Origin of the sequence: Paenibacillus sp. FSL R7-0198, from assembly GCF_038000415.1 — a bacterium.
Classification (GTDB): Bacteria; Bacillota; Bacilli; order Paenibacillales; family Paenibacillaceae; genus Paenibacillus.
The window spans coordinates 364,442-390,926 of the sequence record NZ_JBBOCB010000001.1; the positions used below are offsets into that span (position 1 = coordinate 364,442).

General features: G+C 44.5%; 21 protein-coding genes. 13 read left to right on the plus strand and 8 right to left on the minus strand.

The genetic code is table 11. The features are described from left to right. Positions 1-25 precede the first annotated feature (25 nt). The 4 genes from MKY87_RS01390 to MKY87_RS01405 form a co-directional block, all read right to left on the minus strand. Complete coding sequence (locus tag MKY87_RS01390) at positions 26-307, minus strand: GNAT family N-acetyltransferase (protein WP_036615433.1); 282 nt, start codon at positions 305-307, stop codon at positions 26-28. Next, positions 300-551 carry a (4Fe-4S)-binding protein gene (locus MKY87_RS01395; RefSeq protein WP_091020981.1) on the minus strand — a complete coding sequence of 84 codons (252 nt, stop codon included), beginning with the start codon at positions 549-551 and terminating at the stop codon, positions 300-302. The genes MKY87_RS01390 and MKY87_RS01395 overlap by 8 nt, the downstream gene beginning before the upstream one ends. Positions 552-727: 176 nt before the next feature. Beyond that, positions 728-2,458, minus strand: a complete 1,731-nt coding sequence (locus MKY87_RS01400; RefSeq protein WP_340962584.1) for a methyl-accepting chemotaxis protein — start codon at positions 2,456-2,458, stop codon at positions 728-730. Between the two features lie 306 nt (positions 2,459-2,764). Further along, positions 2,765-3,604 (minus strand): alpha/beta fold hydrolase, encoded by an 840-nt coding sequence (locus tag MKY87_RS01405; protein WP_340962585.1) that lies wholly within the window; start codon positions 3,602-3,604, stop codon positions 2,765-2,767. A 151-nt stretch (positions 3,605-3,755) separates the two neighbouring features. On the opposite strand from MKY87_RS01405, the gene MKY87_RS01410 reads away from it, so the two are divergent. From MKY87_RS01410 to MKY87_RS01435, 6 genes are all read left to right on the plus strand, one after another. Further along, positions 3,756-4,619, plus strand: a complete 864-nt coding sequence (locus tag MKY87_RS01410) for a LysR family transcriptional regulator (protein WP_340962586.1) — start codon at positions 3,756-3,758, stop codon at positions 4,617-4,619. Between the two features lie 200 nt (positions 4,620-4,819). Further along, a complete protein-coding gene (locus MKY87_RS01415; protein ID WP_338586905.1) occupies positions 4,820-4,996 on the plus strand; it encodes a DUF6440 family protein in 177 nt (58 codons plus the stop codon). Positions 4,997-5,014: 18 nt separating this feature from the next. Next, on the plus strand, positions 5,015-5,389 hold the full coding sequence (locus tag MKY87_RS01420) for a GntR family transcriptional regulator (RefSeq protein ID WP_338586907.1): 375 nt from the start codon (positions 5,015-5,017) through the stop codon (positions 5,387-5,389). Positions 5,390-5,394: 5 nt separating this feature from the next. Next, entirely contained in the window at positions 5,395-6,255 is an 861-nt protein-coding gene (locus tag MKY87_RS01425; protein ID WP_338586908.1) for an ABC transporter ATP-binding protein, read from the plus strand. Continuing rightward, the gene (locus tag MKY87_RS01430) at positions 6,252-6,878 is read left to right on the plus strand and encodes an ABC-2 transporter permease (protein ID WP_340962587.1); all 627 of its coding nucleotides are present in this window, start codon (positions 6,252-6,254) and stop codon (positions 6,876-6,878) included. Before MKY87_RS01425 ends, MKY87_RS01430 begins: the two co-directional genes overlap by 4 nt. Before the next feature lie 295 nt (positions 6,879-7,173). After that, on the plus strand, positions 7,174-8,913 hold the full coding sequence (locus MKY87_RS01435) for an ABC-F family ATP-binding cassette domain-containing protein (RefSeq protein WP_340962588.1): 1,740 nt from the start codon (positions 7,174-7,176) through the stop codon (positions 8,911-8,913). A 70-nt stretch (positions 8,914-8,983) separates the two neighbouring features. On the opposite strand, the gene MKY87_RS01440 is transcribed toward MKY87_RS01435, so the two are convergent. Beyond that, on the minus strand, positions 8,984-9,367 hold the full coding sequence (locus tag MKY87_RS01440; protein WP_047843165.1) for a hypothetical protein: 384 nt from the start codon (positions 9,365-9,367) through the stop codon (positions 8,984-8,986). Positions 9,368-9,610: 243 nt separating this feature from the next. Next, positions 9,611-11,212, minus strand: a complete 1,602-nt coding sequence (locus MKY87_RS01445) for a response regulator transcription factor (protein WP_340962589.1) — start codon at positions 11,210-11,212, stop codon at positions 9,611-9,613. A 353-nt stretch (positions 11,213-11,565) separates the two neighbouring features. Here MKY87_RS01445 and MKY87_RS01450 point away from each other — a divergent pair, with 353 nt between their 5' ends. From MKY87_RS01450 to MKY87_RS01470, 5 genes are all read left to right on the plus strand, one after another. Beyond that, a complete protein-coding gene (locus MKY87_RS01450) occupies positions 11,566-13,848 on the plus strand; it encodes a beta-glucosidase (RefSeq protein WP_340967359.1) in 2,283 nt (760 codons plus the stop codon). A gap of 177 nt (positions 13,849-14,025) precedes the next feature. After that, positions 14,026-15,228 carry a sensor histidine kinase gene (locus tag MKY87_RS01455; protein WP_340962591.1) on the plus strand — a complete coding sequence of 401 codons (1,203 nt, stop codon included), beginning with the start codon at positions 14,026-14,028 and terminating at the stop codon, positions 15,226-15,228. A gap of 21 nt (positions 15,229-15,249) precedes the next feature. Further along, positions 15,250-15,897 (plus strand): response regulator transcription factor, encoded by a 648-nt coding sequence (locus MKY87_RS01460; RefSeq protein ID WP_315935581.1) that lies wholly within the window; start codon positions 15,250-15,252, stop codon positions 15,895-15,897. 190 nt (positions 15,898-16,087) lie between these two features. After that, a complete protein-coding gene (locus tag MKY87_RS01465; protein WP_340962593.1) occupies positions 16,088-18,289 on the plus strand; it encodes an MMPL family transporter in 2,202 nt (733 codons plus the stop codon). Between the two features lie 52 nt (positions 18,290-18,341). Beyond that, positions 18,342-19,211, plus strand: coding sequence for a DegV family protein (locus tag MKY87_RS01470; protein WP_340962594.1), 870 nt, complete (start codon positions 18,342-18,344; stop codon positions 19,209-19,211). Here the strand turns inward: MKY87_RS01470 and MKY87_RS01475 are convergent. Both MKY87_RS01475 and MKY87_RS01480 read right to left on the minus strand, forming a co-directional pair. After that, positions 19,201-19,851, minus strand: a complete 651-nt coding sequence (locus tag MKY87_RS01475; RefSeq protein ID WP_340967360.1) for a TetR/AcrR family transcriptional regulator — start codon at positions 19,849-19,851, stop codon at positions 19,201-19,203. The genes MKY87_RS01470 and MKY87_RS01475 overlap by 11 nt on opposite strands. Before the next feature lie 163 nt (positions 19,852-20,014). Next, positions 20,015-21,670 (minus strand): histidine kinase, encoded by a 1,656-nt coding sequence (locus tag MKY87_RS01480; RefSeq protein ID WP_340962595.1) that lies wholly within the window; start codon positions 21,668-21,670, stop codon positions 20,015-20,017. Between the two features lie 220 nt (positions 21,671-21,890). Between MKY87_RS01480 and MKY87_RS01485 the strand changes: the two genes are divergently transcribed. Then, positions 21,891-23,540 carry a hypothetical protein gene (locus tag MKY87_RS01485; RefSeq protein WP_340962596.1) on the plus strand — a complete coding sequence of 550 codons (1,650 nt, stop codon included), beginning with the start codon at positions 21,891-21,893 and terminating at the stop codon, positions 23,538-23,540. A 52-nt stretch (positions 23,541-23,592) separates the two neighbouring features. Further along, entirely contained in the window at positions 23,593-26,433 is a 2,841-nt protein-coding gene (locus MKY87_RS01490; protein ID WP_340962598.1) for an alpha-L-rhamnosidase, read from the plus strand. Positions 26,434-26,485 lie beyond the last annotated feature (52 nt).

Sequence of the window (26,485 nt, forward strand, 5' to 3'; positions counted from 1 at the left end):
TGAAAATTAGCTGCGAATATTCGTTTTATTGATGGAGAACATCCGCGTATTCGGAGATACGTTCGAAACGTCCCTTGGCAAACGGGCATAAAGGTAAAATCTTAATACCGTTTTCCCGCGCGTATTCCACCATCGCTTTGATAAGTTCATCGCCAAGCCCTTGTCCTCGGTATGCATTTTCAACCAATGTGTGATCAATTATGTATAGCTCTGGACTCGAGATTACATAGGTCATCACCGCAGCAATATCACCGTTATCTTGAATAAGAAATCTCTTATTGGCAGGTTCATGTTCTACGTTATGCATGTTCATCCTCTTTCTTTGTTGAATATTCACCGTCCAGAAGCTTATAGGTCAATGCTCCGCTTGGACATGTGTCAATATGCCGGGCAATGGCCTCCGAAGTGTCACCATCAGGATCAACCCAGGGACGCTTGCTCAAATCAAACACAGCAGGGAGGCCTTTTACGCAAATACCGGAATGAATGCAGACATCCGAATTAAACATGACCTCGATATCTTTACCGTAGTATAACTTTTGTTTACTCATAATTCCTCACATCTTTCACTGTTGAGTTTGTTTACGATCCATATTCAAGGCTTTCATGGCAAGTAGTACCTGGCTCTCAATGTCCCAATAATAAATGAGGAATCGTTAATAAGTCAACGCGCTAATCATATTCAATGTGTGGAATCTGAGACAACACGTTTAATGAGATTGGGAACTTATTTAGTGACTTCGATCTGAAATTGATCGGAATATGATTTCAGGTTGCCAGCAAGACCGGCGAGCTGCCCGGAAATGTTAGACAGTTCACTCGCCGATCGCTGCTGCTCCTCAGCACTCGCCGTGACTTCTTCAGCCATGGCTGAAGTTTCCTCGGTTGCAGAAGCGATATAGCTCAGGTGCTGTTCCACTTCCTGTCGAATGGAGTGCATATCCATCGTCCGGTTTGCCAAACGCTGAGCAAGCTCGTGCACTTCAGTCGATAATTGACTAACCTGTCTGAATGCTTGAAGGCAATCAGCGATCTGTTCTTCCTGTTCCTTGACCGCCACCATGTTCGCTTCAAAATGACTGCCCATCCGGTGGATTTCTTGAACAAATGAACTCAGGATCACATCAATCTCCTGGATCGAATGTTCGGACTGCTGAGCAAGCTGTCCCATTTCACCAGCAACGACAGCAAAACCTTTACCTGCCTCGCCAGCACGGGCTGCCTCAATTGAAGCATTCAGCGATAAAATCTGGGTTTGTTTCAGGATATTGTGGATTTGTCCACTAATAGAGGAAGCGAGTTCCGATTGCGTTGTTAGAGACCTGGAAATTTCCTGCTGATGCTCAACCCGCTTGGCATTCTCCCGGCCTTTTTCAAGCAGAACCTCATGTTCACGTGTAACTTGTACTTGTACGGCAGACAGTTGCTCTGAAGTATGGGTAAACTGTTGCACATAAGAACCGACTTCATCCATAATTTTGCCGAGATTCTCCGAATGCTGGACGGAATGTTCGGTTTCTTCTGCCTGTTTCATGGAGCCTATGGCAATTTCCTCAATAGCTCTGGAAAGTTCTTCGCTCTGACGCTGGTTCGTCTGAGCGGTTTCCGAAATATCTTTTGATGACTGCTGCAACGTATTTGATCCTTGCTGTATTCCCATCAGAATGTTCGTCAATTGGGCAACCATGATGTTAATCAAATCACTGATGTCACCGAGTTGATCATTGGTCATATGTGTGGATACGACTTTAAGATTCCCATCAGCAACCTGCTCGAGGCTTGACTTAATATCGCGAACTTGTCTAAGAATACCTCGTACTACGAATAACATCATGACCAAAGAAAGAATCAGTACAACCACAAAAATCGGGATAATAGTCTGATAAGCATTATTCACGGATGTCGTGGAGACTTGATTCACTGCTCCAGCAGAAATATCAATGCCCAGATAACCAATAATCGTACCTTGCGAATCCTTGATTGGTGTAAAGGAGGACAGCAGCTGGCCCCAGGTTGGATCGTCTACAATACCTGTTGTGATGACTTCTCCGCGTAATAAGCGTTCCTGAATCTGGGGGTTGAATTCCATGGAAGTCCCGTAAGGGCTATATTCAGTATCGTCCCAATCCGCTCCATCCACAGTGTAGCTCCACCCGTCTGAAGTTTTGTTATACATATAAACATACAAGGCACCCGATTGAAGCCTAACTTTAACGAGTTCGTCTCTAAGACGTTTATATTCGCTGCTCTCCTCCGAAGCAGTAGAGGACAATGTCTTGATTAATTCAGATTCCTGGCCTAGTTGAGAGGCAGTATTCACGGCCAGCTGCTGATTGTTATGCTGCATGGTCATCAGTGACGCATTTTTACTGGAATCTATCGTGGTCCACATGATTAGACCGCCCATGGTCAGTAGTGGAACCAGAATGATCAAATACAGTTTGAACCTTAAATCCATCTTTTTTTTGCGAGTCTGTCTCACGTTCTGTTCCCCCTTGGATGTAATCAAAAAATATGGTTATTTGTATAACCCCATACTATTTATCGTAATATTGAAGGGGGAAATGAAGACTAACACTAAATTTGTATATACATATACGTTGGAGAATGTGATCATTTGTCGTGCCAGTGCATTCAAACCGAATGTTGAAGTTACGTCTTGCATCAAGAAACGTTGTCATTAACCAAAAAAGGCTCCACCAGCTTTATGCCAGTGGAGCACTTAATTTTTCTCTAAGACATTCTGTTCAATATACATACATACTCATGGATGTTTATTGCAGAAACGGTCGATATAATCTGAACATTGCCCAGGTTCATCTTCCATAACGAAATGACCAGCTTTTGGAATGACATGTAGACAGGCATGAGGGATGTCCTGGACAAGCCTCTTTGCATAAGCGAGGGGCTGCCATTCATCTTCTTCCCCCCATATAATTTGAACGGGGACTTTCAGCTTAGGTAAATCTGTTCCATAGGATTCAGTATATTTTGCATTATAGTGAGCTACCTGATGGGAGAAAAAAGAGGCTTTCCCCAGTGAACCTGCATGGGGTTCCAGATATGCATCCAGTGTATCTCCAGTCATCAGCTCTTTATTATACACTGCCATGGGTAATTGTTTCTTTAGCATGGTATCAAAATCAGCACGGGGCATTTGTTCAACCTGTTCAAGCTGTTCTTCGATTATTTTCTTCCAGGTTGGTGAGGGCCACGAATCATAGCTAGGCATGTTGAGTAACGTAAGCGATTGTATACGCTCAGGTTGTTCCTGAGCCAGTTGGAGGCCAACAACTCCACCCAGATCGTGGGCTGCGACATGTAAACGATCCATTCCAAGTTCGTCTAAAAGCTGACTGAAAATCCTATATTGTGCTGCCACAGAAGTATCTGCTTCGATTGGTCTTTCGGATGCTCCATATCCAAGAAGGTCATGAACGTAGACTTTATACCCTTTTTGAACCAGAGAGGGTATTACTTTTCTCCATTCATAGCTATAAGACGGTGTTCCATGAAGGAGCCATATGGGAGAGCCTTCTCCATATTGCTCATAAGCGATTCGATATCCATTAATCAAGATGGATGACGTTGCTGCCGTTTGCATAGTGATTACTCCCTTCCATAAACGATTGAGATTAAAAATGAAATGGGCTCTTAATGAGCTAGATTGAATATAAACGTTTGCATTATATTAGTAAAATTGATACTTTAGATGAAAATGATCATTTTTAATGATGTTAAAAAGAAGGGAGCCAATGATGGAAATACGTCATTTGGTTACATTTATTACAATTGTGGAACACGAGGGATTTACCAAAGCTGCTGAGCATCTTGGATACGCGCAATCTACAATTACATTGCATATCAAGGCGTTGGAAGAGGAGATTAACTACCCTTTATTTGATCGAATTGGTAAGCGGGTTATTTTAACGGAGACTGGGAAAAAATTGTTGCCACATGCCCAAAAAATGCTTGATCTGTATCATATGATTAAGGAAGTGACTGCTGCACAAGGTGAATTAACGGGTAATATCGTGATCAGTATTGGGGAAACGTTGTTGATCTATCGTTTTCCACCTATTATTGAAGAGTTCAAAAAATTGCATCCTCATGTCAATATCGAGTGGCACCAATTAGATTCCGTTCATTATAAAGAGAATTTGATGCAAGGTAAAAGTGATATTTCCTTCATGCTGGGGACAGAGGTGCATGATCCCAATCTGTACAGTGAGAAATTGGCTGAGGAGCCCATGATGCTGCTGTACCCCAATTCATTTGAGCTACAACGGGACATTGTACGAAGCAATTTACTTTTTACCGAAAGAGGTTGTGGGTATCGAACATTGTTTGAACAATGCATTGAAGAGTATCAGATTGGGATTACATCCAATATTGAATTCTGGAGTATTGAAGCTGTGAAACAGTCGATATTGAGCGGGATGGGCATATCCTTGTTACCACGAATTACGGTAGAGAAGGAGCTGAAGGAAGAAAAACTTTCAGGTCAGCAGTACAAACAGAACCTGGCTACGCAGTTGTTATATCCCAAAAACAAGTGGATCTCTCCCCAAGTAGAAGCTTTTATCGAGATCGTTAGAAAGCATGCCTCCCTCTGGTAAGAAATGAGGAAACACGCGTTTATTCTAATATAAGGATTAATAGAGCCGCTATTGTAGCGGTTTTTTTTTTTTTCATCATTTGACAATTGTACTCACGTGTACTATATTGTACTTATTCAACAAGTACAATTAAGCACACAGTACAGATCTGTATTTTTAACAGGAAGACCGTGTTTAAAGTAAAAGCTAGGAGGAGAACGATGAAAAATGTACCTCGATTTGGAGTGGAGCATACTCAAGCGGAAAGTGCAGTAATGACACAAGTCATCACTGACAAAGAAACTGGAGTGCAATATCTACTAGCTATTTTCCCTAATGTTGGATCAGGACTTACCGTTTTACTGGATAAAGAGGGAAAACCTTTACTAAAAAAATAATCTAATCGGAGTAATGATATGGAAATTATCATAAGCAGCAATACAAGTAAGCCCATCTATGAACAAATAACATCACAGATCAAAGCGATGATTATGAGTGGTCAATTAAAGACTGGCGACCCCATTCCATCGATGCGATCTATGGCAAAATCTATTCATGTCAGTGTGATTACTGTTCAAAAAGCCTATGAGGATTTGCAGAGGGACGGTTTTATAGAGACTACCGTAGGACGGGGAAGTTTCGTATCCGCACAAAACAAAAATTTCTATCAAGAAGAAATTCAGCGCAAAGCTGAGGGACTTTTGCAAGAAGCCGCAGATATTGGGCGCACAAATGGTATTCCTGTCGAAAAACTCATCGAGTTATTAAAGCTATTCTATGAGGAGGAGTAAGAATCATGAATCATGCTTTGACTGTAAATGGACTGACAAAGGCTTATCACGACTTTGTTCTGGACAATGTATCGTTTCATGTGCCTCGCGGGTCGATTGTGGGATTGATTGGCCAGAACGGGGCAGGAAAAAGTACAACGATCAATTCGATTCTTGGATTGAAAAATAAGGATTCCGGCACGGTGACGATTTTGGGCAAGCAGGATCAGGAAATTGATAATGCCGTTCGCAATCAGATTGGTGTTGTTTTTGACGGCAGTAATTTCCCGGAAGGATTATCACCTAAAAAGCTAAACCGTGTCTTCCAAAATATCTTTGCAGCTTGGGATGAAGAAAAATACTATTCTTTACTAAATGAATTATCCTTACCTGCGGGCAAAAAGATCAAAGAGTTTTCCAAAGGGATGAAAATGAAGCTGTCTATCGCTGTCGCACTTTCTCACGGCTCCAAACTTCTGATATTGGATGAAGCGACGAGCGGACTTGATCCTGTTGTCCGTGATGATATTTTAGATATGTTTTTGGATTTTGTGCAGGACGAAAGCAACTCTATCCTGGTATCCTCACATATCACAAGTGATTTGGAAAAAGTTGCTGATTATATCGTATTCATTCATAACGGCAAGGTTATTTTTAACAAACCAAAGGACGAATTGCGATATAAGTACGGGATCATTAAATGTGGTGCAGCACAGTTTGATGCTCTCGACGAACAAGATATAATCTCTTCCCGAAAGCAGGATTATGCTTGGGAAGTATTAGTTGCTGATAAAGATTTGGCACAAAAGAAATACCCTAATGCAGTGATTGATCCTGCCACAATTGATGATATTATGCTGTTGTATATCAAGGGGGAGAGAACATGAGAGGACTTATGCTTAAAGATTTCTATGCTATTAAGGATGCGTTGCTTATCCCCCTATTATTAATGGTCGTCATTGGAATCGTTTTGTCCGTCGTAAGCTCTCCTTGGCTTTTGATTGTAATCGCGGGAACCTCATTTGGAATGATGGCAGTAATGAGCATTCAAAGTGACAAAACAGCCCAGTGGGACAAATTTTGCGCAACACTCCCTGTCTCAAGGATTCAAAGCGCTTCAAGCAAATATGGTTTATATGTGCTCCTTAGTTTATTTGGAATTTTGGTTGCCACGATAATTTGTGTTATTGCTTCTATGATATTATCGAGCTTTGAGTTATCTGCTGTATATGTGAATGTATCCTTTGCGCTTATTCTTGCATTTCTGCCAGCCAGTGTGAATATCCCTAGTTCTTTTTTACTCGATGGAGAAAAAAGTATTGCCGGAATAATCCTTTCTTATGTAGTCACTGCCCTTGCCATTGCAGGATTAAGAACATTGCTAGGCTATTATATGAACATAGAAGAAAATCTACTTTTATTATACGGAGTAGTAGCTGCGTTTAGTGTTGTCGTATATATACTCTCATGGATCATATGCCCAAGATGGCTAAGCCGTAAAGAATTATGATGCAAAAACAGGAAATATCAATCAATATAGTACAACTGAATGTATCCGTTATCTCAGAGCCAGACGTTAAAGCGCAGAGCCGATGACCGCGAGCAGAATCGCAGTTGTCGGCTCTCTTTACATTCATTCATAACGTTCGATACTCATTTTTACACTGGAGGGCTAATAGACACGAAGTGAGGGTAAGGGCTAAAAATCCATTGTACTTGGGGGTAAACAGTGTTACTCTAAAAGTCTGTGTTCGACAATATATTCAATACTAGCCACCAATTTAGTTATAAAGAAAGGTAACACTATGATAAAAGTTGAAAACTTATCCTTCTCATTTCCACAAAAGGAACTATATAAAAACATTTCATTTACGTTTGAAGAGGCACAACATTGTGCTTTTATCGGAACAAGCGGAAGTGGAAAAAGTACATTGATCGATATCCTGATGGATCCGGAACGATATTTGTTCGAGGGCAAGTTAGAGATAGACCCCGATTGCAGAATCGGGTATGTGAGTCAGTTTTTGCAAGTAGACAAAACAAAAGAAATGACCGTTTTTGAATATATCGCAGAAGAATTCATCAAGATACAAGATGAAATTACAGCAATTTATGCGGAGATGGCTACCACATCGGATATGGATTCCCTGATGGAAAAGCTTCAATTGGCTTTGGATGCCTTCGAAGCGATGGATGGGGATAATTTCGAAAAAAACATCAATAAACAGTTAAACCTTGCCAACCTCATGAAGCTCAAAGATCTTAGTATATCCGCCATAAGCGGCGGGGAATTCAAACTTATTCAAGTGATGAAGGAAATGCTGAATCGTCCAGACTTCATGATTATGGATGAACCTGATGTATTTTTAGACTTTGAAAACCTGAACGCGCTTAAAAAATTGATTAACACACACAAGGGAATGCTGCTCGTTGTTACGCACAACCGATATCTGTTGAACCATTGTTTCAACAAGATCATACACCTAGAAAACACAGAGCTCCAAGAGTTTGACGGGCGCTATATCGATTATAACTTCTCGCTGCTTCAGACGAAGATTGAGCTGCAAGAAATCGCGGTTGCTGAGGCTGAAGAAATTGAGAGATACGATCACATCATCGACAATCTTAGAGAAATCGCCACGTATAATTCGGAAGCCTCCAGAGGCAGAGCGTTAAAAGCCAGAGTCAAGTTTCAAGAGAGATTGGAAGCACGTCGAATTAAAGAGCCATTTGTCGATATCAAACAGCCGAATATCCGTTTTGGGATCGATAAGGAAATGGAAGTCAGCGTTGTGGTTAACGTCAATAACTATAGCGTTTCCTTTGACGAGTTGCTTTTGGAAAATGTGAACTTTGAGATCAAATCAACAGATAAAGTAGCCCTGATCGGTCCTAACGGTACCGGGAAAACGACTTTACTCCGAGAAATCTTTAAAAACAATCAGGATTCCATTGAAATCAATGCTGATGTTAATGTGGCTTATTTATCTCAGGTTCAAGGCGAAATGCTAACAGATTCGAATACCATACTAAATGAATTCATTGATTCAGGGTTTCAAACGTATGACGAGATTAGAGCGTATCTTCCAAACTATGGCTTTGAAGGAGAAATCCTTGATCAAAGGATTGAATCGTTATCTGGCGGAGAAAAAAACATGCTTCAATTGGCTAAAGTGTCTGCCAGTCAAGCCAACGTATTGCTTCTGGATGAACCGACAAGCCATTTAGACATCTATAGCCAAATCGCATTGGAGAAAGCCATTGAGGACTACAAAGGTGCGATTCTCATGATTTCTCATGATTTCTATTCTGTTGTAAATGGCATGGATTATGTTTTAATTATCGAAGACAAAACGATTAGTAAAATGAGTATAGAAGAATTTAGAGAGATGATTTATACGAGTCATTTTGATGAAAACTATTTAGAAAATGAACAAAAGAAAAAGTCTGTTGAAATGAAAATTGAATTGGCTTTAAAAGATACTAATTTTGAACTTGCAAAGAGTTTGGTTGATGAGCTAGAAAAGCTGATTAAGTTGCTTTAGACAAGGTGAATATTCCATAAATCCAAATCCCCCTGTATGTGGATTAATCCGCATACAGGGGGATTTACTTCTAGAAACAGCTAAACGAGCTGATTCGCTGCAGATCAATGCCGGTGTATAGCCAGAAGAAGCCATTCCAACGGAAGCCAGCCACCGAATTTCTACCTACAAATACCGGGTACATCCAGAAGCCGGGACCACGATCCGGCCAAATATATGTGTAGCGAAACAGACAGCCGGATATGGCTCTTGGATCTACCGCATATAACGAAGCGGGTTGCTGTGGAATGAATGATGGTGGCGGTCCGGTAGGTGCTTGCACGCCTTGTGGTCCGCCACCTCCACCCCCGGGGAACGATGGCGGACCAGGAAATCCCCCGGGTCCGCCGGGTCCTCCGGGACCCCCAGGGCCGCCGAACCCTCCACCAGGTCCAAAAGGAGGTAAAAATGTCATATCACATCACTCCTGTTCATTAGTCTAATGTATTGTATGTAGGCAATTGAGCAGGGGAATGGGTGAAAGCCTATAAAAGGCCGCTAATTTGGTCATAAGCTTGTCAGGCGGATATTCAAAATAGAGAAATGCTCAAGCATAATAGATTTATACGAACTGCAAAAATGCACTGGGAGCAATCCCGGTGCATTTTCCCTTTAAAATGGGCGATAAACCCAATATGTTTTTTTTACATTCATTTCGTTAACGAGTACGGAACTCCTGCGGTGTGCAACCATAATGCTTTTTAAATATTTTAATAAAATGCGGCGGAGCCAAAAAGCCAAGCGCCTTGCTGACATCTGCAATTTTGAGGTCTGAGTTCATTAACAGGTAAGATGCTCTGTTCATACGTAAGCTGTACAAATAATCGCCAATCGTTTCTCCGGTGACCGTTTTGTACACCTTGGACAGGTAAACGGGGTGCAGGCCGATATAGTCGGCAATGACCTGAAGGGAGATGCCTTCTGCCAAATGCTCCTGAATGTATGTTCTCACTTTAGACGTAATTTGTTCATGCGCATTCATCAACTGATTAGAAGCCTGCTTGCGCCGCTGATTAATCATTTTCTCTGCCCAGCTATATATGCGTTGGCCGGATAACTGGCTTTTTTTCCGAAGCAAAAATTCGAACTCCTCCCCCAGCATTTCCTCAACCGTTGTGTCCTGCGATTTTAGTGAAATTGAGAATGTGGAGGACAGGTAGAGTAGTACTGTAAACAATTGATCGTGGGAGAGTTCTTTGCCAACTTCGTTTAAGAAAAGAATTCTGGAAATTTTGCTTATGGCCTCATCCCAATTACCTGATTCCAGCAAGTTAGAGAGCAAGGGCGGCTCATACAAATTAATGAGATTTTGCTGTTCATGGGAATCCGCATCCTTTTTGTCCAGCGTAATAAAATAGCTTTTGTTACTGCCCACATTCCGATTGATGGCTGACACGGAGGCTAAATACAGATCGGAGAGGTGGTCAGGGAAGCATTGCTCTGTACTCAGACAAATGGAGATGGCTCCCTTTAAAAATTTTTGCACATTGTTTTGCAGTCTGACCGCGTGGGAGTCGACTGAATCGAGTGCATGCAGATCACTGTTTTTGATCAGAAATACCAGATATCCCTGCTCTGTAATACAATGCCACAGCTTGAACGGATGCTGAAACACTTCTTCGGCTATATTGGTTACAGCATATTCGAGCAAGGATAATGACCGCAGATCATAACCGGAGAATTCTTCCTCCATCCGAATGACCATCATAATAAAGGGGTCAGAGGACGCAAAGGGAATCTCCAGCATGTTGAGACGCTCGGCCAGAATCTTATGGCTCATGGCTTTGTTCTGAAGAAGTTCCTTAAGAAGTTGATTGCGCAACAAGGGCATATTGGCATGAAGGGCATGCTGAATTTGCCGAAATGAACTGATGCGCTCCCATTCGTGCTCAATATTGGCGATAGCCTTTGTTACAGCTTGGATGAGCTCATCGGTATTAATCGGCTTCAGGAGATAATTAGCAGCCTGATACTGAATTGCTTTTTGGGCATATTCAAACTCATCGTGACCAGACAAAATAATGCATCTAATTTTACTGGAGAATCGGCGAATCTCCAAAATAAGCTCCAATCCATCCATCTCGGGCATACGAATATCGGTAATCATAATATCAACAGCGTATTTGGAAGCGATATCGAGAGCCTCCGCAGCAGAGTAAGCTCTATGTACTTCCTGGATGCCATAATCTTCCCAGGGAATTGTCAGCGCGAGACTATCAACAACCGATTTCTCGTCATCCACTATTAATAAACCGTACAAGCTAATTCCCCCTCTATAGACAAGCTGTTACAACACTTATTGTATTGTATGATGGCCGAACTATCATTTCAATGCATGCAGCCTCGGCTAACCTGTAATCTTAAGAAAACGATACAGATGTTCAGATATACTTATGCGAATTAGCGTTGCAAGTGGCCAGCGAGGCATGAGAGATCTTTCTTTTTATTCGGATTGCGTTATATCACATTAAGAAAGCGCTATTTCATGTCATTAAACCAGACAGTACTATTAAAAAGAGAACTAAACTCAAGCCCTATAATATTATGCGGGACCTTACATAGCCGTATTACATGTCAAGGATACCTGCCGATAGATGAAGGAGTGTCTGGATGATGAATCGTGATATCAAGCAAATTGTGAAACAGTTAACTTTAAACGAAAAGGCAACACTCTGCTCAGGTAGCAGCTTTTGGACAACGCATGCTGTAGAACGTTTGAATATTCCATCCATTATGATGACGGATGGTCCTCATGGATTACGCAAGCAAGCAGGTGATGCCGACCATCTGGGACTGAATGCAAGTGTACCCTCCACTTGTTTTCCCTCGGCGGTTGGGCTGGCCAGCTCCTGGAACCGGGATCTCGTGCAGCTTGTCGGGGAAACCATTGGTAAAGAGGCGCAGGCGGAGGATGTCGCCATTCTGCTCGGCCCAGGGGCGAACATCAAGCGTTCCCCGTTGTGCGGGCGCAACTTCGAATATTTCTCAGAGGACCCTTACCTGACGGGTGAGCTGGCTGCAGCTCATATCTCAGGTGTGCAAAGCCAGGGTGTGGGTACCTCACTTAAGCATTTTGCAGTGAACAATCAGGAGCATCGCCGGATGACTACCGATGCGGTACTCGATGAGCGGACGTTAAGAGAAATCTATTTGACCGGTTTTGAGAAAGCCGTCAAGCAGGCGCAGCCTTGGACAGTAATGTCTTCTTATAATAGAGTGAATGGAACATATGCATCGGAAAATGAATATTTGCTGAATACCATTTTGAAGGAAGAATGGGGACATGAGGGCTTTGTTGTGACAGACTGGTCCGCAGTGAATGAGATCGCAGCCAGCATCGCTGCGGGACTTGGACTGGAGATGCCTTCCTCCAACGGAGAAGGACCACGCAAAATTGTGGAGGCGGTGAATGGCGGCGAGTTATCCGAAGAAAAGCTTGATCAAGCCGTGGAACGGTTGTTAGCTATTATTTTCAAGGCGGCAGAAAATAAACGTCCAGAAGCAACCTTTGATTCTGAGCAGCATCATCAGATTGCCAGAGAGGCGGCAAGAGAAACGATGGTGTTGTTGAAAAACGAGGACGATATTCTTCCGCTGAGCAAGAATAGCCGCATCGCCGTTATCGGAGAGCTAGCTGAGAAGGTCAGATATCAGGGCGGCGGCAGTTCGCATATCCATCCGACTCAACTGGATAGCCCTTATGAACAGATGGTTTTACTTGCTGAAGCGGATGCATCGGTGACTTATGCTGCGGGCTATAAGCTTGCTTCAGATGAAAGTGACTCGTTATTGATGAAGGAAGCCATCGAGACGGCCAAAGCAGCGGAAGTCGCTGTGCTGTTCATCGGTCTGCCTGACCGCTATGAATCGGAAGGATATGATCGTTCTCACATGGACATTCCAGCTAACCAATCGGCGCTGATCAAAGCCGTTGCAGCAGAGCAGCCTAACCTTGTGGTCGTGTTAAGCAACGGATCACCGATTGTGATGCCTTGGCTTGCTGATGTGAAGGGAGTACTGGAGGCGTATCTGGGTGGTCAGGCAGCTGGAGGAGCCATGGCGGATCTGTTGTTCGGAGAAACCAATCCAAGCGGTAAGCTGGCGGAAACGTTCCCGCAATCGGTGTATCATAACCCTTCGGCTCTGTTCTTCCCCGGGGACGGAGATCGTGTGGAATACCGTGAAGGCATATATGTTGGTTATCGTTACTATGATCGTAAGGACATTGAACCGTTGTTCCCGTTTGGTTATGGATTGAGCTATACGCAGTTTGAATATACTGGTCTGAGTCTGAACGATACACAGTTCAAGGATACGGATCGGGTTACGGTAACTGTTACAATTCGAAACACGGGCAAACGTTACGGTCAAGAGGTTGTGCAACTATATGTGCGGGATCAGCAAACCGTAGTAAGTCGACCGGACAAGGAACTGAAAGGTTTTGCCAAAATCGGACTGGAACCGGGCGCTGAGGGTAGCGTTTCCTTCACACTGGATAAACGCAGCTTTGCTTATTATAATGTTGATTTGAAGGACTGGCATGTAGAGAGTGGCTCCTATGATATTTTGATTGGCTCATCCTCTCGTTCCATTCTGCTGCAACAGACGGTCAACGTGGAGTCCACGACAACCGGGCCAGTACCTACCTTTGACCGTAATACAACGCTGGGTGAGCTGCTCGCCAATCCAAAAACGATGGCTGTCATGAGTCAATTACAGGGACTGGCTCCAGAGGGAACGGAAGAGGCCCAATCCGATGCCATATCCTCCGAGATGATTCAGGCATCCATGAAATATATGCCGCTTCGTGCGTTGATTCCGTTTACGGGAGGGGCTCTTACGGAGGAAACTCTTTCCCAGTTGCTTGCTGGATTAAATGCGGCTGTTCGTCAGTAAAACACTACACAACAGCTTTCACTATACAACATCGAAAAACGCTCATAAGTCATGACTTATGAGCGTTTTTCATTTAAGATGTTATGGGACGTTAGCTCATGCACGAAAGGGCATGCACCAACGTACATACAAAAGGACAACCATCCGTAATATAATCATTGGAGAAGAGGTGAACTTATGAATGAGAGGACGGAACGATCCAGCTTCTTGCAAATGAGCCAGGATGCCGAGGATGACCGAATCGCTTCATCCCGACTTCCCATTGCGTTATGGATTATACTGGTCACTATGGTTACGGTAGCGATGCAAACCTTGTTAAGACCGTTGCTGGTGCCCAGCCTTTTTTTTGTAGGCTTGATGGCGGCACATATTCAGTTATACTGGCGAGTGAGCAGGTTGATTCAGGTATCCAAGGTGTTATATCTGTTTCTTCAGGCCGGCTTGATTTTCGGGAGCGCTGCCTTGATGCCAGATGGTCTTCCCGTCATACTCATTGGTTTGATTCCTGTATTGATTGGACAGACCGTAGCTATTTTGTTTGAACCCAAAAAGGTTGTTTTTTTTGCGTTTGTCCTCTATTTCCTTTTCTGTCTGGTTACGCTTTGGATTAAGGACGCTAAGGATCTTGCGCTGTTTATCCCCTTGTTATTCCTGATGATTGTTGTGGTAATGGCCTATGCACTCCTGTACTACAGGCAGGTTAATGCCCGGGTGCGCACACAAACGTTTTTGCGCGATCTGGAGCTTACCCATCAGAAAGTTGAGGAGCTTACACTCGCTAACGAGCGCCAACGTATGGCGAGAGATTTACATGATACACTCGCTCAGGGACAGGCAGGTCTCATTATGCAGCTTGAAGCCGTGGATGCATACCTCAGCCGGGGAAACATCCAGCGTGCTCACGAGATTGTTCTGACATCGATGGGGCAAGCTCGGCAAACGTTGGGTGATGCAAGAAAAGCAATTGATGACTTGCGAACAAGGGCTACTCCAGTGTTTGATTTCAACGAGGCAGTACAAGACCAATTACAACGCTTTCGAATTGCTACAGGCGTTCAAATCCAACTGGAGTTGCAGGTTCGTTCGGCTCTGACCGGTTTTACCATGGAACATGTATTACATATTTTGAGTGAAACACTTATGAATGTGGCACGACATGCCCATGCTGATCAGGTTCATATATCTATTATAGAAATCTCCGGCTCACTCCAAATGGTGATTAAGGACAATGGCAGAGGATTCAATACAGCAACTATCGGAAAAAAGACCGGGCATTACGGTCTCATTGGCATTTATGAACGAGCCAGACTCATCGGAGGACAGATTCAGGTTGAAAGCAGCGATACAGGTACATGTATAACCTTATCTATACCATTTTGAATAGAAGGGAGGACATAAACAATGAGTCATAAAGTTCTGATTGTAGATGACCACTGGGTTGTACGTGAAGGCATCAAAATGATTTTGGGGACGGACGACAATTATGAAGTGATTGGCGAGGCTGAAGAGGGGCACACGGCGCTGGAGCTGATGCAGGAACTTCAGCCTGATGTCATCCTGATGGACCTGAACATGCCTGGCGGCTTGAGCGGTCTGGATACGTTAAAACAGATGAACGTAGAACAAATTAACATTCCAGTTATTATTTTGACGACCTACAATGAGGATGAACTAATGATCAACGGGCTTGGGCTGGGGGCCAAAGGGTATTTGCTCAAGGATACAAGTCGTGATCATTTATTCCGTACGCTGGAGTCGGCCCTTCGCGGTGAAACATTGCTGCAACCTGAAATTTCGGCAAGGGTATTTGCCTTTCACCAGAAGCCGGCGGTGGTGCACAAGCACAAAGATACATTACTGACAGAAAAAGAACTTATAATTCTTCAGGCAGTCGCTCGCGGACTACGAAGCAAGGAAATCGCATTTGACATGGGCATTGCAGAACGAACAGTAAAAGCTCAACTGACTAATATCTATAATAAGCTGGGGGTAGACTCGCGCTCCGAAGCGGTTGCTGTATCCGTAGAGAGGGGCATTCTGCATCTGTAGAATATAGAATAATGTTGTAGGTTTCAAAGGGCAGCCTGTACGCAGGCTGCCCTTTGGTTCAACACGATCGTACATGAAGGGCATGCCCCTACGTACGATTTTTTTTATTTTAGTTTCCACTATGATGATGTCATGAGGTTGTCCGAACAAGAGAACCTGAGTTTCAGATTAGAAGGGAGCTATCATATACATGGCTAAATTTTTGTATCAATTAGGTGAATGGGCTGTCTCCAAGAAAAAGGGAGTAATTACAGGAGGGCTTGTCGTCCTGCTGCTGTTGGCAGCAATCGGCATGGGGCTGGGGACCTCCTTTACAGGAGAGATGACGATTCCCGGAACCAAGTCGGAGCAGGCGGCCGATGTATTGAAGCAGGAATTCCCGTCATCAGATGACGGTGGACAGGTTCGAATGGTATTTAAATCGGAGAAGGGCACGCTTGAAACAGACTCCACCCAAAAAGCAATTCTCGCAGCGCTGAAAGAGGTTACGTCCGATTCCTCTGTAAAAGCTGTTGTTAACCCCTATGACGGGGGCACGATCAGTGCAAACAAAGAGGTTGGTTATGCGGACATTACATATACGCAACCAGCCTCAGATGTAAGTGAGATGTCCAAAGAGCATATCCTTGATGTTGTCCATACATTACGTGACAAGGGTGTTCAAACCGAACTTGCAGGAAGCGTAGCCTTTTCAGAGATTGAAATTGGCGGCGTGTCCGAGGTGATTGGTATCCTGATTGCATTTGTGATTCTGGCGTTCACCTTTACGTCTTTCCTTGCAGCAGGACTTCCCATTTTGACTGCGGTTGTTGGGCTTGGCATAGGACTCATGATTATCATCATCGGCTCCAACACGGTATCGATGGCTTCATTCTCCATTACGCTGGCTGTTATGCTTGCACTTGCGGTAGGGATCGATTACGCCTTGTTCATTATGTCCAGATATCGGCAGCAATTGGCCGCAGGTTATGATCGGACTACCGCTATTGCACAAGCTAATGCAACAGCAGGCAGCTCCGTTGTATTTGCAGGCTTAACCGTTATTATCGCCCTCGTAGGGCTGTCCGTTGTACAGATTCCATTCATCACCATGATGGGACTCGCTGCGGCAATCAGTGTACTGGTCGCTGTATTGATCGCTATTATATTTACCCCGGCGCTGCTGGCAGCAGCAGGAGATCGCATCCATCCTGCTCGTGAGAACAAATGGCTACGCAAGTGGTCTGGTCGCAAAAAATCTGCCGAAGCAGAAAATCGTTGGGGCAAAATGGTTACTCGCAAGCCATGGCTCACAACCATTCTGTGTATTGGTATTCTGGCGGTGTGTACCGTTCCATTCACACATATGCAGCTTGGCCTACCCGATAATGGTCTGAAATCCAAAGAAACGACAGAACGCCGAGGTTATGATCTGCTTTCCGAAGGTTTCGGCAAAGGATTTAACGGTCCGCTCATCGTCGTTGCCAAGGCTTCAAACAGTGAGGAGGCACAGGTAGACATTACAAAGGCAACCACATTCATCAGCAAACTTCCGGATGTAGCCTCTGTAGCTCCGCAGATTCCAAGTCCTTCAGGCACTACGGCGATTATCACGGTGTTACCCAAATCCGGCCCGAATGATATTAAAACAACCGAACTTGTTCAAACGATTCGTGATCAGGCAGAGCAGGTCCTCAAGGATCATGATGTCGAGATCATGGTTACAGGTGGAACTGCCGTTAATATCGATATTTCAGAGAAGTTGTCCGAAGCTTTACCAAAGTTTGCCTTGTTGATTGTTGGTCTTGCTTTTGTTCTGCTCATGCTTGTATTCCGTTCCATTCTCGTTCCAATCAAAGCTGTAGCCGGATTTTTGTTCACTCTGGGTGCAACGCTCGGCTTTATTGTCTGGGTCATACAGGATGGCTATCTTGGAAGCTTCTTCGGAATCCCTGAGCCAGGACCTGTACTAAGCTTCCTGCCAATTTTGGTTACAGGTATTCTGTTTGGTCTGGCGATGGACTATGAGGTGTTTCTTGTTAGCCGGATGCGTGAGGATTATACACATACCGGAGATGCTGTAAAATCGGTACGAAGTGGTATATCCCATAGCGGTCCTGTAGTCACGGCTGCTGGATTGATTATGATCGCAGTATTTGCCAGCTTCATCTTTGCAGGGGATACGATTATCAAATCGATGGGACTTGCGCTGGCGTTTGGTATCCTTGTTGATGCATTTATCGTAAGAATGACCCTTGTTCCAGCGCTGATGGTACTCATGGGTCGAAGTGCATGGTATTTGCCAAAATGGTTGGATCGTTTGTTGCCTAACATTGATATCGAGGGAGAGTCTGTGATGAAAGATGCTCAAGGACATCACTCATCCAATACTCCAGATAATGACAACAAATAAAACAAGGTTTGCATCTCATAGATCATAGAACACCGTGAGCAGGAGGAGTCCAATGGCTAATGTTCGCATTTTCACAGACAGTATCTCTGATATACCCAAGGAATGGGTAGAAAAGTATGATATCGGGATTATTCCACTATATATCGTTTTCCAGCAAGATTCGTATTTGGATCGGATCGAAATCACTCCACAAGAGATGTATAACATGGTCGAATTATATGAAGAGCTGCCCAAAACGGCGGCTCCTCCACCCGCAGATTTTATGAAGGCTTTCAGCCCGGTCATTGAAAATGGAGAAGATATACTGTGCATCAGTATGTCCTCTCACCTTTCATCCACGTACCAGAATGCGTGTAGTGCGGCCAGAGAGTTCCCCCCAGGCAGAGTAACAGTGGTGGATTCTCTCAATGTATCGGCAGGCACCGCAATGCATGTACTGCTTGCAGTGCAGATGGCTAGGGAAGGGAAAAGCGCACTAACCATCGCTCAGGCTTTGGAAGCAGTACGTCATGAGGTACAACTAAATGTGCTTGTGGATAATTTGGATTATTTGCATCGGGGAGGACGAGTCAGCAGCATTCAGCATATGCTGGGCAGCTTGCTGAGAATTCGACCGGGCTTGTATGTTCGAGATGGACTGGTTCATGCCGGAGTCAAATACAGAGGCAGCAAGGACAAGGTCGTGAACAAGTTGTTAAATGACATGTTGAGTCAGATCCACCGTATTGATCACGCACAGATCATTATCGCCCAAACATTAGAGGAGGAGAAGGCGGAGTGGGTCCGCAACTTCATCCAGGAACAAACCTCCATTCAACATGTGCACATCATCGAAGGAGGTTGCTCTATCTGCTCTCACAGCGGTCCTCATAGCATAGCGATCAGTTATATCTTAAAATCGGAGCCGCTGTTCAGGGCTTGAGATGATCCAAAAATATGTTCTTGAGGATATTAAATTGCTCGGCTTCGTCCACTTTTGTTTGGAAGGCTTCAATGCCATGGAGCATCGCTGTTTTTTTGGAGAAGTTGCCAAAGACATTAATCATCGTGTTAATCGTTTCAACCACATTGGCGTCGTTACGAACAGATCCATCCTTTTGACCAAGCTCAGCCAGCTCTGCACAAAGCAAAATAATCTGTTGGTAGTTAGAATGATACATCTCGATATCCTCCAACGGGGACTTGGACATTGCGACGTAACACTCAAACGCTTCTATTAATTTGGAGCTTCGCTGGCTTTCCACCTGCTGGAAAAAAATAAGCGAGTCAAAAAGGCGGCCAAGCTTGTCGTAGCAGGTGCCTTCACCTCTGATAATATCGGAGAATACCAGTACCTCGGACTGGACAATATCTGAAGCTACGGCAACAATAAGCTGCTCTTTCCGCGGAAAGTAGCGGAAGATTGTCGCCACCCCCAGGATTGCCTCGTCCGCAATATCCTGCATGGTCGCTTGCTCGAAGCCTTTATTCAAAAAAGCTATTTTAGCTGCTTCAATTATAGCTGCTCGTCTTCTTGTTTTGAGGTCACTGCGCTCTTGTTGAAGCCGTTGACGGGGTTCTATTGTAAAAACCTCCTTGTTGGAATGAACTCAAACTATGCTATCAAACTAGACTCTTTTCTGTCAACGCAAGGATTCGTTCTGCCAATTGACGATCGAAAAAGAAATTTGAACCCAAACAAAGCCTCTGCCGTCACTGGAAGTGATGATTAGAGGCTTTGTTCTATTATAAAGAGTCTTCTTGATGCTTCGATGTAGCGAGCGACCAGTTTAATCGGACACGCATACCCCCAAGAGGACTCTGTTCAAACTGAAGACCCGAATGGGTAGCATCATGAATACGTAGACGCTCTGCAATGTTCCAAAGCGCGCATCCCATCGTGTCCACAGGTGGCTCGGCTATTCTTGCCTTAAGTGCGTTAATTTCTTCCTCCGTCATGCCTTTCCCGTCATCATCAACCACAATACAAATCCCTTGTTCGGTACGCTCAACGGAGACTTGGATGGAACCAGAATCCCGCTTGGCTTCTATGCCATGGATAATACTGTTCTCTACCAAAGGTTGAATCAGTAACTTGGGAATTGGAACAGACCTCAGCTCACTCGGAAGATCGATCTTATAGGAGAGGCGGTCCATACGTAAGCTCTGTATCTCAAGGTAATTACGGACGATGCCCAACTCTTTTTCCAAATGGGTCATCGGCTCATCAAGGCGCGTGGTGTACCTGAAATATTCGGCCAGGTTCTGGGTCATAGCAGTAACCGCTTCCTCATTGCCCAATCTTGTCATATTATTAATGAAAAAGAGACAATTATATAAAAAGTGAGGATTAATCTGGGCTTGTAGCTGTTTCAACACAGCCTCGCGAGCGACGATTTTTTCCTTATATACCTTTTCAATCAAATCCTCAATCTGTCCGGCCATATCGTTGAATTGACCATATAAGTAATCAAATTCATTACCACTCTGTCGTTGAATCCGATAAGAAAAGTCGCCATGCTTCAAAAGACGAACACCTTTTAATAGAGCAAGTATGGGAATCTGTACCTTGCGAAAAAGAACAACGATAATCGTGACACCCGCCATAAACAGCATGACACAGGCAGAGTAAAACCAGAATTGGGTCATTCGTATAGGCTTCAAAGCTTTATCAAGTGGCATAAAATCAATTAAATACCAGCCGAGCTGGTGAGAGTAAACATAATTGATAATGTACTGGGCTCCGTTAACCGAAACGGTTTCTGTACCAGAGGATGGTTGTAGATATCCGGTTAGTTCCTTCATGATAAGAGGGGTAATGGGATTGGCCTCTTTGCGAGTAATCAATTGTTCGTCCGGGTTATAAAATAACGTCTCATTCTCGCCCTGATGTGAGTTCTCAACTATATCCTCCAGATTGCTGCGCGGGAACTCCAACCGAATAATGATCTGTGGACTGACCTTGTATCTATAATATTTAGCTGTAGCTGCATCATAGTTCCAACCTGATTTCAGTGAATCTACAGAGGGAGTCTTCATATTTAACTCCGAAGAAATGATCCATTGATTCAACAGAACCGAGTAGACCGATATTTTGTTATTCCATCCCTCGGACAGACTTTGCAGATTAACTCTCGCAGCAACATTTTGAATCAACTGTACCTGTTCAAAGGAACTCATCACGTCAATGGATCGCAGCAGGGCAATAGAATTGTCCGTTTCCATGGAGATGGATAACATATTCAGCCGATTTATGCTCTGATCAAGTGAGTTAACAACAAACTGCACGCGATTGAGATTGTTGGTTTCAATATCCTTTTGAACGGTATCCAGACTGGATTGAACCGAGAAGGTATACATGACCAGGACGGCGACAAGCATAATCAGCGTGATGGTCACCATGTTTATAAAGGTCCTGTATTTCTTTTGCAACCCTTAACGCCTCCTGCCAATGATGTAAATTCACCTTATTGTAGGCTGGCATTGGATGAAATACAAGTGATTTGGAATGTAATATAGATGAAGGTTAAGAATGAATTATCTAATGTTGGAAAAGCGTTATTTCGACTGTATAACTGGCACGATATGATGAAGATGAATTAGATGAAGGAGCGCATTTCGCATGAGCTGTAGCAAAATATACCTGTCTCTTTCTGTTGCTTGTTTGATTCTGTTTACCGCCGCTTGCAGTGGTAAAGCACAGGAGCCTAAGCCTGTAAAAACAGGTGTGGTCGTAACAACGGTCAAAATGAATGATCCAACCACGATCTACAAAAATGGCGAAACCGCCGCGGATAATGTTCATATCCGTTGGGCCAGAGAAACGCTTGGCGTGGATATTCGGACCAAATGGAGTGCTCCTGTCGATGACTACGATATGAAGCTTCGATTAATGCTCTCTGCCGACAATACGTTACCTGATGTGTTCTCATCCAATGTCATGGACACGGTCAATGGATTCATGATCTCAGGCAAACTGTTGGACGCTGGACAAGCCTTTGATCGATATGCCTCATCCACCTGGAAAGCGGCTATGGCTGAAGTGCCAGAGGTATGGAAGCCCTTTGAGATTGACGGGAAACGGATGGCGATTCCGATCATTACGGAGCAAGCCTCGCAGTCCGTACTCTGGATTCGCAAGGATTGGCTAGATCATCTGAACCTGAAGGCACCAAGCAATCTCGACGAACTGGAAACGGTAATGAGAGCCTTTACCTATGATGATCCAGACGGTAATGGCATACAGGATACCTACGGTATTGATTTTGCAATCAAGGACCAGTATCTGGCCTCGCCCACAGGAGACATATCCTGGGTGTTTGGTGCGTATGGAGCGATTCCGAGTATATGGAGCAAGAATGCACAAGACAAGCTCGTATACGGAAGTATTCAGCCTCAGATCAAAAGCGCGCTGGCAAAACTGCAAGACTGGAAGAAAAAAGGATATGTGGGCAATAACATAGCTCTGCAAGACTTCAATCAGGTCAATAAAAATATCCTTGATGGCAAAGTTGGCATGGTGGCTGGTCCACGCTGGTTTGGAGATTATCCGCTGCAACAACTTAATGAAAAGGATCCGAAGGCTGAGTTTGTACCTTATCCGATTCCTGCAGGAATGGACGGAACCACAGCGAGATTCAAAGGAAATTCATACAGCGGGGCCATAATGATCAGCGCTGACATTTCTGAAGAAGCCGTGCAGGCTTTTTTCAAGTATCAGAACTATCTGTATGAGGCTACTGTGACGGATAATCCGTTGTATCTAAGTGCTTATCAGAATGGATATGATTATGTATTGAACCCGGATGGTTCCGTGGATAGTGACAGCCGCGTTATTCCTGGGGGGAAAGTGTTAACGTTTAAATATACCCTCATGGGACAATATGCGAGTTACCCTTCCCGATTCAGAGCAGCACTTCTGAGAATGGGCAAGGGAGAAGAGCTCAGCTCGCATGATAGCGCCATTTTGTACAGTATGGGAATTGACCCTAAGGATGAGAAGCAGTATGCCACTATGAAGGCAAACGTTGTAGAGACCAGGCAGCGGCAGATTGATCGAGTCAATCTGTTTCAGGGGCCCCCGACAAAAACAATGCAAGCTCGAAACACTTATTTGCAAAAATTGGAACTGGACACCTTTAACTCCATTATTTATGGAGAGGAGCCACTCACCATTTTTGATGAGTTCGTGAAAAAATGGATGGATTCAGGTGGAAAGCAGATCACGAAAGAAGTGAATGAATGGTACCAATCGGCACAGACTCAGCCTTAAAACAGGATGGTTAAACGTTCCGAAAGGTAATCGACAGCGGGAGGTTTCATCAATGAACATTACTCATATGAAAACAAATCACATCACTAATCCGCTCGGTTTTGCGGTAATCAAGCCAACCTTTTCGTATACCGTTACGGATACGACAGCAACAACGCAGATCGCCGCACAGGTAGAAATTTCACTAAATGAATCCTTTACAGAGCTTGTATTTGATAGCGGAATAACAGAGGATATGGATTCGCTCGCGTATTCGCCGGATCTGGAATTGGCTGCACGGACACGTTACTTCTGGAGAGTTCGAGTATGGAACGAGCTTGGAGAAAAGGCGACCAGTGAAGCGGCTTGGTTTGAAACAGCGAAGCAGGATGAGCCATGGACAGCAAAATGGATTACACCTGAGCTGGAACCGACGATTCATCCAGTCCTCCAAAAAACGTTCGAAGTCAAAGGTCCCATCGCCAAAGCACGGGCGTACATCTGTGGTTTGGGCGTATACGAATTGGAACTAAACGGAGTCAAGGCTGGGGATGAGTACTTGGCCCCTCATTATAATGCCTATCACAAGTGGCTTCAGTATCAAACCTACGATATTACCGACCTGCTGCAAGAAGGGGCCAACGCAATAGATGTTCGTTTAGGGAATGGTTGGTATAAGGGACGGTTTGGTTTTGAAGGAGATACCACTGCCAATTTGTATGGTGATCATTTTGCATTGCTGTCCGAGCTGGTGATTACGTATGCGGATGGAACAGAAGACGTTGTTCCATCAGATCTGTCCTGGCATGCCATCCGCTCGAATGTCTTGGACGGAAACATCTATGACGGAGAAATCTATGATGCCACGCTGGAAGCGAACGAGACTTTCCCCGTTCGGGAAAGTGATCTGGGCTATGAGCGCCTGCAAGCAAGAAAAAGTCTCCCGGTCGTGATCAAGGAAACCTTAAAGCCGATCGAAATTTTAACCACGCCTGCTGGCGAAACGGTCATTGATATGGGCCAAAATATGGTAGGCTGGCTACAATTCCGTACTACGGCATCAAGCGGAACGGTCATTCATCTGCAATATGGCGAAGTGTTGCAGGAAGGTAATTTCTACCGGGAGAACCTTCGCTCGGCTAAGGCGGAGTACATCTATACAGCAAACGGTGAAGAAGCTATTGTGCGTCCGTATTTCACATTTTACGGGTTCCGATATGTTAAGGTTGAAGGCTGGGTAGGTGAACTGGATCTAAATGACTTTACAGGCTGTGTGGTTTACTCGGATATGGAGCGCACGGGATATCTGGAAACTAGTCATGCTGGCGTGAATCGTTTGTTCGAAAATGCACTATGGGGGCAAAAGGGAAATTTCCTAGATACCCCTACCGATTGTCCACAGCGCGATGAGCGCATGGGCTGGACAGGGGATGCACAGGTATTCTCCGGTACAGCAAATTATAATATGGACACGTATGCCTTTTTTAACAAGTATGGATATGATCTATGGATGGAACAGGAGGATCGGAACGGTATGGTTCCGATGGTCATTCCGGTTGGACGTGTGCAGGGCGGAGGGTCCAGCGCATGGGGAGATGCGGCAACCATTATTCCTTGGAATACGTACCTGCATTCCGGGGACCAGTCCATTCTGGAGCAGCAGTTTGACAGCATGAAGGCATGGGTAGATTATATCAAGCATTCAGATGACGAATCCGGTGGTACACGTTTGTGGACGGTAGGTTTTCACTTTGGTGACTGGCTTGCGCTAGATGGGGATGATCCGAACTCTCCGATGGGGGGAACAGATAATTACTTTATTGCCTCAGCCTACTATGCCTATTCTTCAGATATCGTAGCCAAGGCTGCCAAGGTACTTGGACATCATGATCTTGCCGCATCCTATGAGCAGTTGGCGCAAGAGGTTAGAGCTGCAATTCTGAAGGAATACTTTACTGCAAATGGACGTCTGGCAGTAGATACACAGACCGCATACGCTGTAGCGTTGTATATGGATCTCGTTCCTGAGCAACATAAGGCACGGACTACAGAAGCTATTCGCTTGCGTGTACGAAAAGATCAAAATCATCTGAGAACCGGCTTTGTAGGTACGCCTTATTTAAACCGAGTGCTGTCAGCGCATGGCAGCAATGATATCGCCTATACACTTCTGCTCAATGATGATTATCCAAGCTGGTTATATGCGGTCAATATGGGAGCAACAACAATCTGGGAGCGTTGGAACTCCATTTTGCCAGATGGTACAATCAGTGAAAATGGTATGAACTCGCTCAATCACTATGCCTACGGTGCTGTTGTTGAATGGATGTATCGTCATATGGCGGGGATCAATCCAGTAGAGGATCGGCCTGGCTTCCGCCATGCACTGCTGGCACCGATGCCTGATTTCAGAATCCAGTGGACCAAAGCCCGCATTGACACCACAGCAGGAACTTATCGCAGTGAATGGAAATTTGACGAAGCAGGCAGGCTGTATTTAAGCTTCTCTGTTCCGTTTAATGCAACAGCAACGATCAAGCTGCCACGTGCCGTGGTTGATCAGGTGATGATAAACGGAATTACACTTTCGGATGCAGGTCTGACTGTTGTTCAGGGTGAAGATGAAGTGATCATCGAAGTGGTGAGTGGCACGTATGATTTCAGCTATGTACCGTCCGTGCCATACAAACAAACGTTAAGCACCCGTACACCTCTGAATGTACTGCTTCGTAACGAGCATAGCCGGAGTATGCTGCACGAGCTTTCACCGGTGCTGGCTTCGTTGGACCCGGGGACAATTGGCCCAATGGGGGAAGCAAGCCTGCGTGAGCTATCCAGCTATCCTTCGTTCAGTACCCCAGAGGAAGAACTCGACCAGCTCGATCTCAAGCTGGAGACCATTCAACTCGTTTAGAGAAATCATTGTTCGTTGATACAAAACAGGATAGCGTTCTTTAAATGCAAAT

What these genes read in the sequence shown, in the direction of transcription:
- MKY87_RS01440 (WP_047843165.1), bottom strand. Translation starts at nt 9,367, where the DNA reads ATGACATTTTTACCTCCTTTTGGACCTGGTGGAGGGTTCGGCGGCCCT.
- MKY87_RS01465 (WP_340962593.1), top strand. Translation starts at nt 16,088, where the DNA reads ATGGCTAAATTTTTGTATCAATTAGGTGAATGGGCTGTCTCCAAGAAA.
- MKY87_RS01395 (WP_091020981.1), bottom strand. Translation starts at nt 551, where the DNA reads ATGAGTAAACAAAAGTTATACTACGGTAAAGATATCGAGGTCATGTTT.
- MKY87_RS01415 (WP_338586905.1), top strand. Translation starts at nt 4,820, where the DNA reads ATGAAAAATGTACCTCGATTTGGAGTGGAGCATACTCAAGCGGAAAGT.
- MKY87_RS01390 (WP_036615433.1), bottom strand. Translation starts at nt 307, where the DNA reads ATGCATAACGTAGAACATGAACCTGCCAATAAGAGATTTCTTATTCAA.
- MKY87_RS01430 (WP_340962587.1), top strand. Translation starts at nt 6,252, where the DNA reads ATGAGAGGACTTATGCTTAAAGATTTCTATGCTATTAAGGATGCGTTG.
- MKY87_RS01400 (WP_340962584.1), bottom strand. Translation starts at nt 2,458, where the DNA reads ATGGATTTAAGGTTCAAACTGTATTTGATCATTCTGGTTCCACTACTG.
- MKY87_RS01485 (WP_340962596.1), top strand. Translation starts at nt 21,891, where the DNA reads ATGAGCTGTAGCAAAATATACCTGTCTCTTTCTGTTGCTTGTTTGATT.
- MKY87_RS01410 (WP_340962586.1), top strand. Translation starts at nt 3,756, where the DNA reads ATGATGGAAATACGTCATTTGGTTACATTTATTACAATTGTGGAACAC.
- MKY87_RS01455 (WP_340962591.1), top strand. Translation starts at nt 14,026, where the DNA reads ATGAATGAGAGGACGGAACGATCCAGCTTCTTGCAAATGAGCCAGGAT.
- MKY87_RS01450 (WP_340967359.1), top strand. Translation starts at nt 11,566, where the DNA reads ATGAATCGTGATATCAAGCAAATTGTGAAACAGTTAACTTTAAACGAA.
- MKY87_RS01435 (WP_340962588.1), top strand. Translation starts at nt 7,174, where the DNA reads ATGATAAAAGTTGAAAACTTATCCTTCTCATTTCCACAAAAGGAACTA.
- MKY87_RS01420 (WP_338586907.1), top strand. Translation starts at nt 5,015, where the DNA reads ATGGAAATTATCATAAGCAGCAATACAAGTAAGCCCATCTATGAACAA.
- MKY87_RS01460 (WP_315935581.1), top strand. Translation starts at nt 15,250, where the DNA reads ATGAGTCATAAAGTTCTGATTGTAGATGACCACTGGGTTGTACGTGAA.
- MKY87_RS01425 (WP_338586908.1), top strand. Translation starts at nt 5,395, where the DNA reads ATGAATCATGCTTTGACTGTAAATGGACTGACAAAGGCTTATCACGAC.
- MKY87_RS01480 (WP_340962595.1), bottom strand. Translation starts at nt 21,670, where the DNA reads ATGGTGACCATCACGCTGATTATGCTTGTCGCCGTCCTGGTCATGTAT.
- MKY87_RS01405 (WP_340962585.1), bottom strand. Translation starts at nt 3,604, where the DNA reads ATGCAAACGGCAGCAACGTCATCCATCTTGATTAATGGATATCGAATC.
- MKY87_RS01490 (WP_340962598.1), top strand. Translation starts at nt 23,593, where the DNA reads ATGAACATTACTCATATGAAAACAAATCACATCACTAATCCGCTCGGT.
- MKY87_RS01470 (WP_340962594.1), top strand. Translation starts at nt 18,342, where the DNA reads ATGGCTAATGTTCGCATTTTCACAGACAGTATCTCTGATATACCCAAG.